Origin of the sequence: Rhizobium sp. S163 (assembly GCF_030380805.1) — a bacterium.
GTDB lineage: Bacteria > Pseudomonadota > Alphaproteobacteria > Rhizobiales > Rhizobiaceae > Rhizobium.
Genome location: NZ_JAUDSA010000038.1, coordinates 318,148 through 333,432, shown reverse-complemented (window position 1 = coordinate 333,432; position 15,285 = coordinate 318,148). Strand labels below are relative to the sequence as shown.

General features: G+C 61.6%; 12 protein-coding genes. 6 read left to right on the top strand and 6 right to left on the bottom strand.

All coding sequences use genetic code 11. From position 1 onward, the window contains the following. Positions 1–103: 103 nt before the first annotated feature. Positions 104–712: a 3-isopropylmalate dehydratase small subunit gene (gene leuD, locus QTL96_RS30560; protein WP_018901042.1), complete on the top strand. Its 609-nt coding sequence runs from the start codon at positions 104–106 to the stop codon at positions 710–712. 61 nt (positions 713–773) lie between these two features. Here leuD and QTL96_RS30555 read toward each other — a convergent pair whose 3' ends face one another. After that, positions 774–1,706: a pyridoxal-phosphate dependent enzyme gene (locus QTL96_RS30555; protein WP_289730364.1), complete on the bottom strand. Its 933-nt coding sequence runs from the start codon at positions 1,704–1,706 to the stop codon at positions 774–776. Between the two features lie 170 nt (positions 1,707–1,876). On the opposite strand from QTL96_RS30555, the gene leuB reads away from it, so the two are divergent. The 3 genes from leuB (at position 1,877) to lpxE (ending at position 4,802) form a co-directional block, all read left to right on the top strand. After that, positions 1,877–2,989 (top strand): 3-isopropylmalate dehydrogenase, encoded by a 1,113-nt coding sequence (gene leuB, locus QTL96_RS30550; RefSeq protein WP_289730363.1) that lies wholly within the window; start codon positions 1,877–1,879, stop codon positions 2,987–2,989. A gap of 119 nt (positions 2,990–3,108) precedes the next feature. Next, positions 3,109–3,870, top strand: coding sequence for a phosphatase PAP2 family protein (locus tag QTL96_RS30545; protein ID WP_289730362.1), 762 nt, complete (start codon positions 3,109–3,111; stop codon positions 3,868–3,870). An 83-nt stretch (positions 3,871–3,953) separates the two neighbouring features. Further along, entirely contained in the window at positions 3,954–4,802 is an 849-nt protein-coding gene (gene lpxE / locus QTL96_RS30540; RefSeq protein ID WP_354669161.1) for a lipid A 1-phosphatase LpxE, read from the top strand. Here the strand turns inward: lpxE and QTL96_RS30535 are convergent. The 3 genes from QTL96_RS30535 to QTL96_RS30525 form a co-directional block, all read right to left on the bottom strand. Next, on the bottom strand, positions 4,735–6,621 hold the full coding sequence (locus QTL96_RS30535; RefSeq protein WP_289730361.1) for an MFS transporter: 1,887 nt from the start codon (positions 6,619–6,621) through the stop codon (positions 4,735–4,737). The two genes, lpxE and QTL96_RS30535, sit on opposite strands and share 68 nt — an antisense overlap. A gap of 170 nt (positions 6,622–6,791) precedes the next feature. After that, entirely contained in the window at positions 6,792–7,145 is a 354-nt protein-coding gene (locus tag QTL96_RS30530) for a VOC family protein (protein WP_113238180.1), read from the bottom strand. A 112-nt stretch (positions 7,146–7,257) separates the two neighbouring features. After that, positions 7,258–9,021, bottom strand: a complete 1,764-nt coding sequence (locus QTL96_RS30525; protein ID WP_289730360.1) for a glucan ABC transporter ATP-binding protein/ permease — start codon at positions 9,019–9,021, stop codon at positions 7,258–7,260. 327 nt (positions 9,022–9,348) lie between these two features. Here QTL96_RS30525 and QTL96_RS30520 point away from each other — a divergent pair, with 327 nt between their 5' ends. Both QTL96_RS30520 and pyc read left to right on the top strand, forming a co-directional pair. Further along, complete coding sequence (locus QTL96_RS30520; RefSeq protein WP_289730359.1) at positions 9,349–10,092, top strand: LuxR family transcriptional regulator; 744 nt, start codon at positions 9,349–9,351, stop codon at positions 10,090–10,092. Positions 10,093–10,211: 119 nt separating this feature from the next. After that, entirely contained in the window at positions 10,212–13,676 is a 3,465-nt protein-coding gene (pyc, locus tag QTL96_RS30515; RefSeq protein WP_289730358.1) for a pyruvate carboxylase, read from the top strand. 72 nt (positions 13,677–13,748) lie between these two features. Here the strand turns inward: pyc and QTL96_RS30510 are convergent, their stop codons facing one another. After that, positions 13,749–14,510: an amino acid ABC transporter ATP-binding protein gene (locus tag QTL96_RS30510; protein ID WP_289730357.1), complete on the bottom strand. Its 762-nt coding sequence runs from the start codon at positions 14,508–14,510 to the stop codon at positions 13,749–13,751. Next, positions 14,507–15,187 carry an amino acid ABC transporter permease gene (locus tag QTL96_RS30505; RefSeq protein WP_113197550.1) on the bottom strand — a complete coding sequence of 227 codons (681 nt, stop codon included), beginning with the start codon at positions 15,185–15,187 and terminating at the stop codon, positions 14,507–14,509. The genes QTL96_RS30510 and QTL96_RS30505 overlap by 4 nt, the downstream gene beginning before the upstream one ends. Between the last annotated feature and the right edge of the window lie 98 nt (positions 15,188–15,285).

The window sequence follows — 15,285 nt, the reverse complement described above, 5'->3', positions numbered from 1 at the left end:
TCTTCGGGGCGCTGGCCGGGGCTGCAGATTCCCCTTCATTTTGCCGGGAAACTGGACTAAACGCTGATCAACACACTATCTCTGCCGAACTGGAGGCCAGGCCATGGAAAAATTCACCAAGCTGACGGGCGTCGCCGCCCCTCTGCCGGTTGTCAACATCGACACCGACATGATCATCCCGAAGGATTACCTGAAGACGATCAAGCGCACCGGCCTCGGCAAGGGTCTCTTCGCGGAAGCCCGTTACAATGAAGACGGCACGCCGAACGAGGATTTCGTTCTCAACAAGCCGGCCTACCAAAACGCCAAGATCCTCGTCGCCGGCGACAATTTCGGCTGCGGCTCCTCGCGCGAGCACGCGCCGTGGGCGCTTCTCGATTTCGGCATCCGCTGCGTCATCTCCACCAGCTTCGCCGACATCTTCTACAACAACTGTTTCAAGAACGGCATTCTGCCGATCAAGGTCAGCCCGGAAAATCTGGAAAAGCTCCTGGACGACGCCTCGCGCGGCTCCAACGCCATCCTGACGGTCGACCTGGAAAACATGGAAATCACCGGCCCCGACGGCGGCTCCATCAAGTTCGATCTCGATGCCTTCAAGCGTCACTGCATGCTGAATGGTCTCGACGACATCGGCCTGACGATGGAAAAGGGCAAGGAAATCGACCAGTTCGAAAAAGCCAATGCCGCTTCCCATCCCTGGGCCGCCTAAGCGCCTCGACAGGATTGCATGATCAAGCCGGTGGGTTCTCCCGTCGGCTTTTTCTTTGGCTTCAGAGCAGCTGTTCTCTCCACATCTTGAGCTTTTCCAGCGACACGCCGATGCCGCCGCAGACCTCGATCAGCGGGTTTTTGAAGCGGGCGAGGAGGTCGGGGTGGGTGTCGGCGACGGCAAGGGCGGCGCCGCAGGCGGGTTCGACGAGGATGCGATAGGCGTCGGCGAATTTCAGGCAGGCGGCGATGGCTTCAGCGTCGGTCACCGTCACGCTCTCGATCGGATGATGTCTGGGAAGGTCGAAGACATGCTGGGCGACCTGGCGCGCGCCGAGCGAGGTGGCGATCGAGGTGATCGCGGGAAGGGTGATGCGTTCGCTGGCTTTCAGGCTGGCGTTGAAGGATGCGGCCCCTTCGGTCTCGACGGCGATGACGGGCACATTGTCGAGGCCGTTCCGCTTCAGGCCGGCCACGATACCGGCAAGCAAGCCGCCGCCGCCGACACTGGCAATCACGCAATCGAATTCGGCGCCCTTTTTCACCACTTCGTCAATCAGCGTGCCGTGGCCTTCCCAGAGCAGCGGATGGTCGAAGGGGTGCACATAGGCGGCCTTGCGCTCTGCGGCGAGATTGACCGCATGGGCGTTGGCCTCGTCGAAGACGGAGCCGCGGACGAGAACGGCGGCGCCAGTGGCTGCGATCGAGCGGCGGACGTCCTCGGAAGTGGTTTCCGGCACGACGATGGTGACAGGTACGCCGAGCGCGCGGCCGGCATAGGCAGCGGCGATGCCGGCATTGCCGCCGGAGGCGCAGAAGATTTCCTTGGCACCGTTTTCCACCTCATGCTGGCACAACCTGCCGACGCCGCGCAGCTTGAAGCTTCCCGCCGGCTGCAGCGCGTCCAGCTTCAGCCAGAGCGGCCGGTTTGCGGCGCTATAGTCGGCGGATGTCTGAAAGAGCGGGGTGTCGAGATGGAGCGGTGTGGCGGGCATGGGCGTTTTCCGGGTCATGGTCACGATGCCCTTCTTGTTGCCGATGCAAATCGAGGGGTCAACCGATCGTTCAACTCTGGCGCCAACCGTACCGAAACGGCCCCTTGGTCGCTTGAAATGCCTTCTGTCGAGGGATAATAAGCCGCAACTTGTTTTTCCCGGAGGGTTTCATGACGACGCGCAATCTTTTCCTGCTGCCGGGTGACGGCATTGGTCCCGAGGCCATGGGCGAGGTCCGCAAGATCATCGCTTACATGAACGAGGAAATGTCCGCTGGCTTCGTCACCGACGAAGGTCTGGTCGGCGGCAGCGCTTACGACGCCCATGGTGCCGCTATCTCTGAAGCCGATATGCAGAAGGCGCTTGCTGCCGATGCGGTTCTCTTCGGCGCCGTCGGCGGCCCGAAGTGGGACGACGTTGCCTATGAAGTGCGCCCGGAAGCCGGCCTGCTGCGCCTGCGCAAGGATCTCGAGCTGTTCGCCAACCTGCGTCCTGCCATCTGCTACCCGGCGCTCGCTGCCGCTTCTTCGCTGAAGCCGGAGCTGGTCGATGGCCTCGATATCCTGATCATCCGCGAACTGACCGGCGGCGTCTATTTCGGCGAGCCGAAGACCATCACCGATCTCGGCAATGGCCAGAAGCGTGCCATCGACACGCAGGTCTACGACACCTACGAGATCGAACGCATCTCCGCCGTGGCCTTCGAAATGGCCCGCACGCGCCAGAACCGCGTCTGCTCCATGGAAAAGCGCAACGTGATGAAGTCGGGCGTGTTGTGGAACCAGGTCGTGACCGCGACGCACAAGGACAAGTATTCGGACGTCAAGCTCGAGCACATGCTGGCGGATGCCGGCGGCATGCAGTTGGTGCGCGCGCCGAAGCAGTTCGACGTCATCGTCACCGACAACCTGTTCGGCGACATGCTGTCCGACGTTGCCGCCATGCTGACAGGCTCGCTCGGCATGCTGCCATCGGCTTCGCTCGGCGCGCCTGACGGCAAGACCGGCAAGCGCAAGGCGCTTTACGAGCCGGTGCACGGTTCGGCACCCGATATCGCCGGCAAGGGCATTGCCAACCCGATCGCGATGATCGCCTCGTTTGCCATGTGCCTGCGCTATTCCTTCGGCATGGTCAAGGAAGCCGACAACCTCGAGAAGGCGATCGCCAACGTGCTCGACAAGGGCATCCGCACCGCCGATATCATGGCTGACGGCGCCAGGAAGGTCGATACGGTCGAGATGGGAGAAGCGATCCTCTCCGAGTTCAAGGCGCTTTCAGCCTGATTTTTCACGTGAAACACCTTTCAGGCCCTTCGCATCTCAGGATGCGGAGGGCCTTCGCATTGAAGGCAACCGCCGCAGCCCCTATCTCCCTCCTCTATTGATAAAAGAGCGGGAGTGGAATGAGCGAGAGCGTCGATCGAAGGCCGGGTTTCTGGGGCTATCTGAAAAAGCGCTACCAGGCGCGCCGCACGATCCATCGCCGGGTTCCCTGGAAGGGGTTTGCCTTTTCCGCGATCAATGCCGTGGCCATCGCCTTTTTCGTGTTCGATCGCCCGCTCGGTATTGCGGCCAAGGAACTGGCGCAGCCGCTGGTCACGCTTGCCGGCGATGTCACCGACATCGGCAGGCTTGCCTGGATTCTCACCGGTCTGACAACCGTTGTTGCGACCGCCTATCTGGTCCGACGGCGCTTGTGGAAAGTGCGCGAGCGGTTCCGGATGATCTATTTCGGGCAGATGACTGCCTATGTAGCGCTATCCGTCCTGTTCACCGCCATCATCGCCAACTCCCTGAAGTTTGCGATCGGGCGCGCGCGACCGCTGATCTATGATCAGGAGGGTATCTTCAGTTTCGCGCCGTTCAACATGGATTTTCTGCACCAGAGTTTTCCCTCCGGGCATTCGGCGAATATCGGGGCGCTGTTCATGGCGCTGGCGCTGCTCTTTCCCCGTTTTCGCCTCGGCTTCATCGGCATCGGGCTGTGGCTCGGCGCAACGCGCATCATCATCGGCGTTCACTATCCGAGCGACGTTACGGCGGGGCTTGCGCTTGGCGCGTGGATGGCTTTTGCCACCTCGGTGCTGTTTGCACGCTTCGGTCTGGTGTTCTCCATCGGGCGCGATGGCGGATGGCCGATACCGCGGCTCAGCCGCTTGTTGTAAGCGTCTCCGTAAAAATTCTGTAGTCTGCTTCTGCTAGGTCTTGGTCGTTGATCGACAACCCCTGATCAGGACCGCCGACAGACATGAAATCCTTTCTCTCTTCGCTCGAGAAACGCAGGCTCCGCTGTCGTCACGGCATGCCGCACCTGCGTTGGCAATCCTGTCTATTCGTCACCGTGAACGCCGTGATCCTCTCGCTCCTGTTGTTCGATGGTCCTGTCGGCGGCGATCACGTGCCGCCAACCATTCGCAGGATCGGCCTGATGTTGACCGATTTCGGCAAGTCCGACTGGATCATCATCGTCACCGCTTTCCTTCTGTTCCAGGGCTGGGCATCGTCGCGCACCGCCACCAGCGTGCGTCACCGCCTGCAGGCACTCAGGGTCAGCTGGATCGGCTGTTATCTCCTTACCTCGATCGCGCTGTCGGGATTGGTCGCCAATCTCCTGAAGCGGCTGATCGGGCGGGCCCGACCGGAGCATTTCCAGGACTACGGCATCTTCTCGTTTTCGTCCTTCTCCGGTCATTCCTTCGAAAGCTTCCCATCAGGCCACGCGACGGCGATCGGTGCCTTCTTCGCCGCCTTCGCGCTGCTCTTCCCGCGCTATCGCATTGCTTTCGTGGCTTGTGCGCTGTGGTTCGGCATGACCCGGGTCATGGTGAGTGCGCATTATCCCAGCGACGTGATCGCCGGCCTAGCGCTCGGCGGATGGTTTTCGATGATGATCGCCATCGTCTACGCGCGCCACAATCTTCTGTTTCGCCCAGGCGTCGGCGGCTGGCCGCAGCCCAAGCGGCTATTTCCGGCAATAGAAAACCCGGCGCCTTTGGAGCGCCGGGCGTGGTCTGTCTTTTCGGGAAAGATCAATCCATTGCGTGGATATCGCGGTTCTTGGTTTCCGGCAGGAAAATCAGGCCGATCACAAGCGTGATCGCGGCGAAGATGATCGGGTACCAGAGGCCGAAGTAGATGTCGCCTGTGGCCGCACTCATCGCGAAGGCCGTTGCCGGCAGCAGGCCGCCGAACCAGCCGTTGCCGATGTGATAGGGAAGCGACATGCCGGTGTAGCGGATGCGGGTCGGGAAGAGTTCTACCAGCAATGCGGCGATCGGGCCGTAGACCATCGTCACATAGAGAACCAGCACGAACAAGATGGCGATCGTGCCGATCCAGTTGACGCGTGCAGGATCGGCCGCCATGGCGAAGGTGCCGCCGCCGGCTACGTTGTAGACAGCCATGTCGGTGACGCCGTTGGCTTCATCCGCCGTCAGCAGCTTGGCTGCCACCAGCTTGTCGGCCGGCATCGTCTCCTTGGTGCCTGCGCGGATCGCGTCGGCGTTCAGGGCAAGCTCGGGATTGGCGGCGATGAAGGCATCGAGCTTCGCGTCAGGCACCTTGATGGCGCCGCGGTTAAGCGGATAGCCACCGTCGTGAAGCGCGATGTTGATGCTCTTCTCGAATGCCGCCGTCAGGCCCTTGGCCTTGTCGCCGGCTGCGACTGCGTCGAAGCTGGTGATGGTTTCGTCACCGATCTTCACAGTCGCCGGCTGGCCGGCAGGGCCGGGGACGACATCATAAGGCACCGAGTTCTTGGTCAGGAAGGCTGTCGCCACGTCGCAGGAGCTGGTGAACTTCGATGTGCCGGTCGGGTTGAACTGGAACTTGCAGTCCGTCGGATCGGCCGTGACCGTTGCCCTGACCGAGGCCTGAGCTTCGGCAAGCGCCGGGTTGGCTGTCCATGTCAGCGCCTTGAACAGCGGATTGTACGTGACGGCCGCGATCAACAGGCCAGCCATGATGATCGGCTTGCGGCCGATCCTGTCCGACAGGCCGCCGAAGATCACGAAGAACGGTGTCGCAAGGATGAGGGCCACGGCGACCATGATATTGGCTGCCTGCAGGTCGACCTTCAGAACGTTCTGCAGGAAGAACAGCGAGTAGAACTGACCGCCGTACCAGACGACCGCCTGGCCCATGGTGGCGCCGAGCAGGGCGATAAGTGCGATCTTGGCGTTCTTCCACTGGCCGAATGCTTCCGTCAGCGGCGCCTTGGAGCCCTTGCCTTCCGCCTTCATTTTCTGGAAGGCGGGGGATTCGTTCATCCGCACGCGGATCCAGACGGAGACGCCGAGAAGGACGACCGAGACCAGGAACGGAATGCGCCAGCCCCAGGCGGCGAAGGCTTCCTTGCCCATGATGAACTGGACGCCGACGATGACGATCAGCGACAGGAAAAGGCCGAGCGTTGCCGTGGTCTGGATCCATGAGGTGAAGTAGCCGCGGCGGCCATTCGGCGCGTGCTCGGCCACATAGGTGGCGGCCCCGCCATATTCACCGCCGAGCGCCAGGCCCTGCAGCAGGCGAAGTGCGATCAGGATGATCGGAGCGGCGATGCCGATCGTGGCGGCACCGGGGAGGATACCGACCAGGAAGGTCGAGAGACCCATGATCAGGATCGTCACCAGGAAGGTGTATTTACGCCCGACGAGATCGCCGAGGCGGCCGAAGACCAGCGCGCCGAACGGGCGTACCAGGAAGCCGGCGGCAAAGGCCAGCAGCGTGAAGATGTTGCGGGTGGCTTCTGGATATTGGGTGAAGTAGGTCGCGCCGATATAGGTGGCGAGGGACCCGTAGAGATAGAAATCGTACCACTCGAATACGGTGCCAAGCGAGGAGGCGAAGATGACCTTCTTCTCCTCCGATGTCATCGGTCCGGCTTTCGCGCCCCCGACGCTTGCGACATTTGCCATGTTCTGTCCTCCACAGAATGATGTGAAATGCGGCGCGCGACCATACTCTCCTCAAAGCATACCCCTGGTCGCGGTTCGCCCGAGGAAAGTGTGCCAGAAAACACCCCGCTTACGGAGAGCGGCTTTGGGATTATGACTTTAGTCTAACGCCCCTTGCGCAGGCCTCTCGTTCAGCCTGTATGCGAGACGATGTTCACGAGGGTGCCAAAGGGATCCCGGACATAGAAGCGTCGTACACCCCAGGGCTCATCGGCCGGCCCATAGGTGATTTCGAAACCGGCGGCGCTCATGGCTGAAAATGCCTCATCGACGTCATCGACTTCGATCGACAGGCCCGGCACGGGTGTTCCGGAGCCGCCTTCGCTGGCAACGCTCACCTGAACCGCCATCTGCTGGTCGGAGCCATAGGTTGCTATCCAGCCGTGATCCATCAGCAGCTCAAGGCCGAGGATGTCCTGATAGAAAGACCTGGCGGCCTTCTGATCGATGGTCGCGATATTGGCGACAATTCGTTTGACCTGCATACGGGGCTCCCGGCTCAAGTTCCGGATTATCTAGACGTGCGGGCCTGTCAGGCAAGAAAAAAGCCGGATGGCGGAACCATCCGGCTTCGATCATTTTCGTTAATCGCCTGTGTTAGGCGGCTTCGGTCGTGTGTGCCTTGCGGACTTCCTCGTCCGTCAGGATACCGCTGGCGCGGAGCAAGGCGGCGAAGCGGCCGTTACTCTGGCTGAGCTCGTCGAAGCTGCCTTCTTCGACGACGCGGCCGTTGTCGAGGAAGAGAACCTTGTCGGCTTCGCGAACCGTCGACAGGCGGTGGGCGATGATGAAGGTGGTGCGGTTCTGACGAAGATTGTCGATCGCGGCCTTCACGCGGTTCTCGGTCTCGACGTCGAGCGCGCTCGTCGCCTCGTCCAGCACCAGGATCGGCGCATCCTTGAGGATGGCGCGGGCGATGGCCACACGCTGGCGCTCGCCGCCCGAAAGCCTGTTGCCGCGCTCGCCGACATGGGTGTCGTACTGGTCTTCGCGGGTCTCGATGAAGTCGGCGGCGGCGGCAGCTTCAGCCGCACGGCGCATGTCTTCATCCGAAGCGTTCTCCCGGCCGAGGCGAATGTTGTCGCTGATCGAGCGGTTGAGCAGGCCTGCGTCCTGGAACACCGTGGCGATATAGCGACGCAGCGACTTGCGGGTGACCTTCGTCGTATCGTGGCCGTCGACGAGGATCTGGCCGCTGTCAGGGTCATAAACGCGCTGCAGCAGGTTGATCATCGTGGTCTTGCCTGAGCCGGTCGGACCGACGATCGCAACCGTCTGGCCAGCCTTGGCGGTGAAGGACACGTTGTGCAGGCCCTGTGCCGTGTTGCCGAAGCGGAACGACACGTTGCGGAACTCGACTTCGCCCTTCACGTCGGTGATATCGGCGTTGCCGGCAGGCTCTTCGCGGTCGCGGACCGAGTCTTCGAGAGCATAGAAGTCCTCGAGCTTGGAACGGGCCTCGAAAATCTGCGAGGCGAACTGGCGCATCTGGTCGAGACGCGAGATCAGAAGGTTGGCAAAGCCGATGAAGGCAATGACGTCACCGATGCGCAGCTCGCCGGCCTGGACCATGACGGTACCGATGACGAGAATGATCATCATGGCGATGGTCGAAGCCATACGGTTCATCGCGCCGGCCAGCGCCCACCAGTCGAGAACCGGGTACTGGGCCTGCAGCAGGCGTTCGGTAAAGGACCGCAGCGCCTTGGTTTCAGCTTCGATACGGTTGTAGCTGTGCAGCACCGAGACGTTGCTGATCGAGTCGCTGACATGCGAGAAAACCGTGTGGTAGTGGTTTTCGACCGAAGCCTGGCCGTCCTTCGTGCGGCTCATGACGAGGCGGCCGATCAGCCAGTAGGCGATGCCGAGCACGACAAGCACGCCGGACAGACGGACGTCCATCGAGATCGCCGTCGGGATGAGGATGGCGATGGCAACGACGGTCGCGAGGTGGTTGCGCATGAATTCGAGCCAGAGGCCGAACAGCGTCTCACAGGCACGAAGCAGCGTATGCAGGGCATTGGACGTGCCACGCTGATGATGCCAGGAGAGCGGCATGGAGATGATGCGGCCGAAAGCTTCCGTCAGAAGCGTCGCGCGACGGCCATGCGCCAGCCGGTCAGCCTCGCGGGCGACCAAAACGAAGGCGATCGTGTTGAAGACGGCGAAACCGGCCCACATGAACAAGATCGGCTTGACCTCGCCTTTGCCGGAAATTGCATCTATAATGAGGCCGAAAAGGATCGGCTCGGCGATGGTGATCGCTGCGAGCACGATGTTCGCGATAACGACCAGGGATACGCGGAACTTGTAGGCGCCAAGATAGCGCAAAGCTCTTGCATAGACCTTGAAAAGCGACACGGCGAATTCCTCTTTGTGCATCTGCGAAATAGCGGATGTTGCGATGCTACAAAAACCTATCTGAACTGGCGATTAACAAGGCATTCATTGTTGGCGTTTCGCCGTCGTGCCGACGCTCGTTTTCATGAGCGGGTGCCAGATGTGGTAAAATTTCTTAGTGAAATGAAAAGGCCCGACATTTAACCCTTGCGTTGTCGCGTCAAACTGGCACAACCATAAACGATATTCTGAACTCTAATTTAATTGCATCGATAACCGTTCGCTATCGGGGCAAGTCCTGTCGCAGCGGCTTCACTTGAAAGCCTGTGATGGGATGGGGGCATTTTAGTGAATATTCATTCATTAATTCAATTACTTGTCGTTCTTGAAGAGTGCCGGAAGCCGGAGGCGGTGGTCGAGGAGCTAAGACACGTCGTCCTGTCTTATGGCTTCGAGTTTCATGGGCTGCTCCGGTATCCGAAGCATAGCGAGGATATGACCGGAGCGGTGCTCGCCGGCGAATGGCCCGAGGGATGGCCGCAGGTCTATGTCGGCAAGAAATACATGCTGAACGATCCGACGATCCGCTATCTGGCTTTCGCGCAACAACCGTTCCGCTGGAAGGATGGCCTGGCGGCGTTCCGCAAAGATCCGCACTATCGGCGGATGGAGCAGATGATGTCGGCCGCTTCGGGCTATGGCCTGAAGGATGGCTACACATTTCCAGTGCATGGAAGAAGCGGCGTGCTCGGTTATCTGAGCGTCGGCGGCAAGCCTGTCGATCTGTCTCCGCTCGAAATGACCCTCTTCGATGCGATCGCCAAGCGCGCATTCTGGCGCATTCTCGAACTGCGCGGTGAAGACGGTTCAGTAACGGATGACCTGCCTGGCGCCGACACAAGGCTTACACGCCGGGAAATGGAAATCCTGCAATATCTCGCGGAGGGTCTGACGTCGGTCGAGATCGGCAAGCTCTTGCAGATCTCCAACCATACGGTGGATTGGTACATGAACGGTCTGCAGGACAAGCTGAAGGCAAAGAACCGCCAGCATGCCGTGGCCGTTGCGTTCCGCCATGGGCTCATCAGCTAGCTAGTTTAGAGAAATTCGATCTTGCGTCGTCGTGGGAAATTGAACTTTCCGTGACAGCGGGTTAAGACTCCTTTCGCGGGTGCAGCATTGCCCGTTTTTATGCCGTGAGGAGACTGCATTTGCCCATTTCCAAGATCCTTGTCGCCAACCGTTCCGAAATTGCCATCCGCGTGTTTCGCGCTGCCAACGAGCTCGGGATAAAAACGGTCGCGATATGGGCTGAGGAAGACAAACTGGCGCTGCATCGCTTCAAGGCGGACGAGAGTTACCAGGTCGGCCGCGGCCCGCATCTTGCGCGCGACCTCGGCCCGATCGAGAGCTACCTGTCGATCGACGAAGTCATCCGCGTCGCCAAGCTCTCCGGCGCTGATGCGATCCATCCGGGTTACGGCCTGTTGTCGGAAAGCCCTGAATTCGTCGACGCCTGCAACAAGGCCGGCATCATCTTCATCGGCCCGACCGGCGACACGATGCGCCAGCTCGGCAACAAGGTGGCGGCCCGCAATCTGGCGATCTCGGTCGGCGTTCCCGTGGTGCCGGCAACCGATCCGCTGCCGGATGATATGGCCGTCGTCGCCAAGATGGCCGACGAGATCGGTTATCCCGTCATGCTCAAGGCTTCCTGGGGCGGTGGCGGTCGCGGCATGCGCGCCATTCGCGATCCGAAGGACCTTGCCCGCGAGGTGACGGAAGCCAAGCGCGAGGCGATGGCCGCCTTCGGCAAGGACGAGGTCTATCTCGAAAAGCTCGTCGAGCGCGCCCGTCACGTCGAAAGCCAGATCCTTGGCGATACGCATGGCAATGTCGTGCATCTCTTCGAGCGTGACTGCTCGATCCAGCGCCGTAACCAGAAGGTCGTCGAGCGCGCGCCCGCCCCTTATCTCTCCGAAGCGCAGCGCCAGGAACTGGCCGCCTATTCGCTGAAGATCGCGGGTGCCACCGGCTATGTCGGCGCCGGCACCGTCGAATATCTGATGGATGCCGATACCGGCAAATTCTACTTCATCGAAGTCAATCCGCGCATCCAGGTCGAACACACGGTGACCGAAGTCGTCACCGGCATCGATATCGTCAAGGCGCAGATCCATATTCTCGACGGCTTCGCGATTGGCACGCCGGAATCGGGCGTTCCCGCACAGGCCGATATCAAGCTCAACGGCCATGCCCTGCAGTGCCGCATCACCACCGAGGATCCGGAGCACAACTTCATCCCGGATTACGGCCGCATCACCGCCTATCGTTCGGCTTCCGGCTTCGGCATTCGTCTCGATGGCGGCACCTCCTATTCGGGCGCCATCATCACCCGCTATTACGATCCGCTGCTGGTCAAGGTCACGGCCTGGGCGCCGAGCCCGTCGGAAGCGATCTCGCGCATGGACCGTGCGCTGCGCGAATTCCGTATCCGCGGTGTCGCCACCAACCTGACCTTCCTGGAAGCGATCATCACGCATCCGAAGTTCAAGGATAACAGCTACACCACGCGCTTCATCGACACGACGCCGGAGCTGTTCCAGCAGGTCAAGCGCCAGGACCGCGCCACGAAGCTTCTCACCTATCTGGCCGACGTCACCGTCAACGGTCACCCCGAGGCCAAGGACAGGCCGCGCCCGACAGCGGATGCCGCCGAGCCTGTCGTGCCCTACACCAACGGCACGACGATCAAGGACGGGACCAAGCAGCTGCTCGACACGCTGGGTCCGAAGAAGTTCGGCGAATGGATGCGCAACGAAAAGCGCGTGTTGATGACCGACACGACGATGCGCGATGGCCATCAGTCGCTGCTTGCCACCCGCATGCGCACCTATGATATCGCCCGCATCGCCGGCACCTATGCGCATGCGCTGCCGAACTTGCTCTCGCTGGAATGCTGGGGGGGCGCAACTTTCGACGTCTCCATGCGCTTCCTGACGGAAGATCCGTGGGAGCGCCTGTCTCAGGTGCGCGAGGCGGCGCCGAACCTGCTGCTGCAGATGCTGCTGCGCGGCGCCAACGGCGTCGGCTACAAGAACTATCCCGATAACGTCGTCAAATACTTCGTCCGCCAGGCGGCTGCCGGCGGTATCGATCTCTTCCGCATCTTCGACTGCCTGAACTGGGTCGAGAACATGCGTGTCTCGATGGATGCAGTGGCGGAAGAGAACAAGCTTTGCGAAGCGGCAATCTGCTATACCGGCGATATCCTGAATTCGGCGCGTCCGAAGTATGATCTGAAGTACTACACCGATCTCGCCGTGCAGCTCGAAAAGGCCGGCGCGCATATCATCGCGCTGAAGGACATGGCGGGTCTGTTGAAGCCGGCCGCCGCCAAGGTGCTGTTCAAGGCGCTGCGCGAGGCGACCAGCCTGCCGATCCACTTCCACACGCACGACACATCGGGCATTGCAGCGGCGACCGTTCTGGCTGCCGTCGACGCCGGCGTCGATGCCGTCGATGCCGCCATGGACGCGCTGTCGGGCAACACCTCGCAGCCCTGCCTCGGCTCGATCGTCGAAGCGCTGCGCGGTTCCGAGCGTGATCCGGGTCTCGATCCGGAATGGATCCGCCGCATCTCCTTCTACTGGGAAGCGGTGCGCCACCAGTACGCGGCATTCGAAAGCGATCTCAAGGGACCGGCGTCTGAAGTCTACCTGCACGAAATGCCGGGCGGCCAGTTCACCAATCTCAAGGAGCAGGCCCGCTCGCTCGGCCTAGAGACCCGCTGGCACCAGGTGGCGCAGGCCTATGCCGACGCCAACCAGATGTTCGGCGATATCGTCAAGGTGACGCCATCCTCCAAGGTGGTCGGCGACATGGCGCTGATGATGGTGAGCCAAGATCTGAGTGTCGCCGACGTCGTCAGCGCCGACAAGGAAGTGTCCTTCCCCGAATCCGTCGTCTCGATGCTGAAGGGCGATCTTGGTCAGCCGCCCTCGGGCTGGCCGGCAGCACTGCAGAAGAAGGCGCTGAAGGGTGACGCGCCCTATACAGTGCGTCCGGGCTCGCTGCTCGAGGATGCCGATCTCGATGCGGAGCGCAAGACGATCGAGACCAAGCTGGAGCGCGAGGTCAACGACTTCGAGTTTGCCTCTTATCTCATGTATCCGAAGGTCTTCACCGACTTCGCGCTGGCGTCCGACACATACGGCCCGGTCTCGGTTCTGCCGACGCCTGCCTATTTCTACGGTCTTGGCGACGGCGAGGAGCTGTTTGCCGATATCGAGAAGGGCAAGACGCTCGTCATCGTCAACCAGGCGATGAGCGGCACCGACAGCCAGGGCATGGTCACCGTGTTCTTCGAACTTAACGGCCAGCCGCGCCGCATCAAGGTTCCGGATCGCGCCCATGGTGCCACCGGCGCCGCCGCCCGCCGCAAGGCGGAGCCGGGCAATGCCGCCCATGTCGGCGCGCCGATGCCTGGCGTGATCTCGCGCGCCTTCGTCTCGGCCGGCCAGACGGTCAGCGCCGGCGACGTGCTGGTGTCGATCGAGGCCATGAAGATGGAAACGGCGATCCATGCCGAGAAGGACGGCACGATCGCCGAAGTTCTCGTCAAGGCCGGCGACCAGATCGACGCCAAGGACCTGCTGGTCACTTACGCGGGCTGATTGCCAGCCAACAGACTGAAAAAGGCAGCCTCGGGGCCGCCTTTTTCATGTCCACGCATGGGATGTCTGCCCTCAGATATCGTAGGTATGCGCGGCGTTGATCGTCGAGATGAAGCGCTTGGTGCGGTCGCGTTCCGGGGCGGTGAAGATGTTCCGCGCGCTGCCGGTCTCGACCACGCTTCCCGCTTCCAGGAAGACGACGTCGTTGGCGATCTTCGAGGCGAGCCTCAGGTCGTGGGTCGCCATGACCATGGTCGTCCCCTCGCTGGCGAGACGGCCGAGGACGTCGACGACTTCGGCGGAGAGTTCCGGGTCGAGCGCCGATGTCGGCTCGTCGCAGAGAAGGACGCGGGGCGAGGGGGCAAGCGCACGGGCGATCGCCACGCGCTGCTGCTGGCCGCCTGAGAGCGTGGAGGGCCAGGCATCGGCCTTGTGGGCCATGCCGACTTTGGTCAAGAGCTCCATGGCGCGGTTGCGGGCCTTTTCCTTCGGCCATTTGAGCACCGTCACCAGGCTTTCCATGACGTTTTCGATCGCCGTCTGGTGGGGGAAGAGCTGGAAGTTCTGGAAGACCATGCCGGTCTGGCGGCGGATTTTCTGGATCGCCTGCCAGCTGGTCTTCTGGCCGGGTTTGAAGGTCAGCGTCTCCTCGCCGAGGCGGATCGTGCCCGCCGTCGGGATCTCCAGGAGGTTGATACAGCGTAGAAGCGTGCTCTTGCCGCCGCCCGAGGGGCCGACGAGTGCTGTGACGCTGCCTTCTGGAATGCGGATGCTGATATCCTTCAGGATGACGGCGTCGCCGAAGCGTTTTTCGATGTTATCAAGCTCGATCATGCGTTTGCCTCCAGCATGCCGCCATAGCGGGCGAAGCGGCGCTCCAGCCTGACCTGCAAGGCCGAGAGCACGGAGCTCAGCGCGAGATAGATGAGGGCCGCCTCGATATAGAGGATCAGCGGTTCATAGGTGGTGGCGACGATGCGCTGGGCGGCCTGGAAGAGCTCCGGGACGGTGATGGCGGCGGCGAGCGAGGTGTCCTTGACCAGCGAGATGAAGGTGTTCGACAGCGGCGGAACGGCAACGCGGCCGGCCTGCGGCAGGATGGTGCGTGTCATTGCCTGGCGCCAGCTCATGCCGATCGAATAGGCGGCCTCCCATTGGCCCTTGGGCACCGAGGAGATGACGGCGCGAATGATCTCGGAGCTGTAGGCGCCGATGTTGAGCGTGAAGCCGATCAGGGCGGCCGGGAAGGCGTCGAGCAGGATGCCGATGCTGGGCAGGCCGTAGAAGATGACGAAGAGCTGCACCAGAAGCGGCGTGCCGCGGATCACCCAGACGTAGAAGCGGGCAATGGCCACGAAGGGAGCGGCGCCGAAGAGCCGGGCGATCGCGGTGATCAGACCGAGCACGAGCCCGAAGGTGAAGGACAGCAATGTCAGCGGAATGGTGAAGACCAGCCCGGCCCACAACAGGGGCACGAGCGAATCCGCCATCAATTGAAGCCAGTGCGGCACGGGCGTTCCCTTTCGCGGGGGTTATCGGTTCGACGTGGAATACCCCTCCCCAACCCCTCCCCACAAGGGGGAGGGGCTAAGAGGCGGCACCGTGCGTG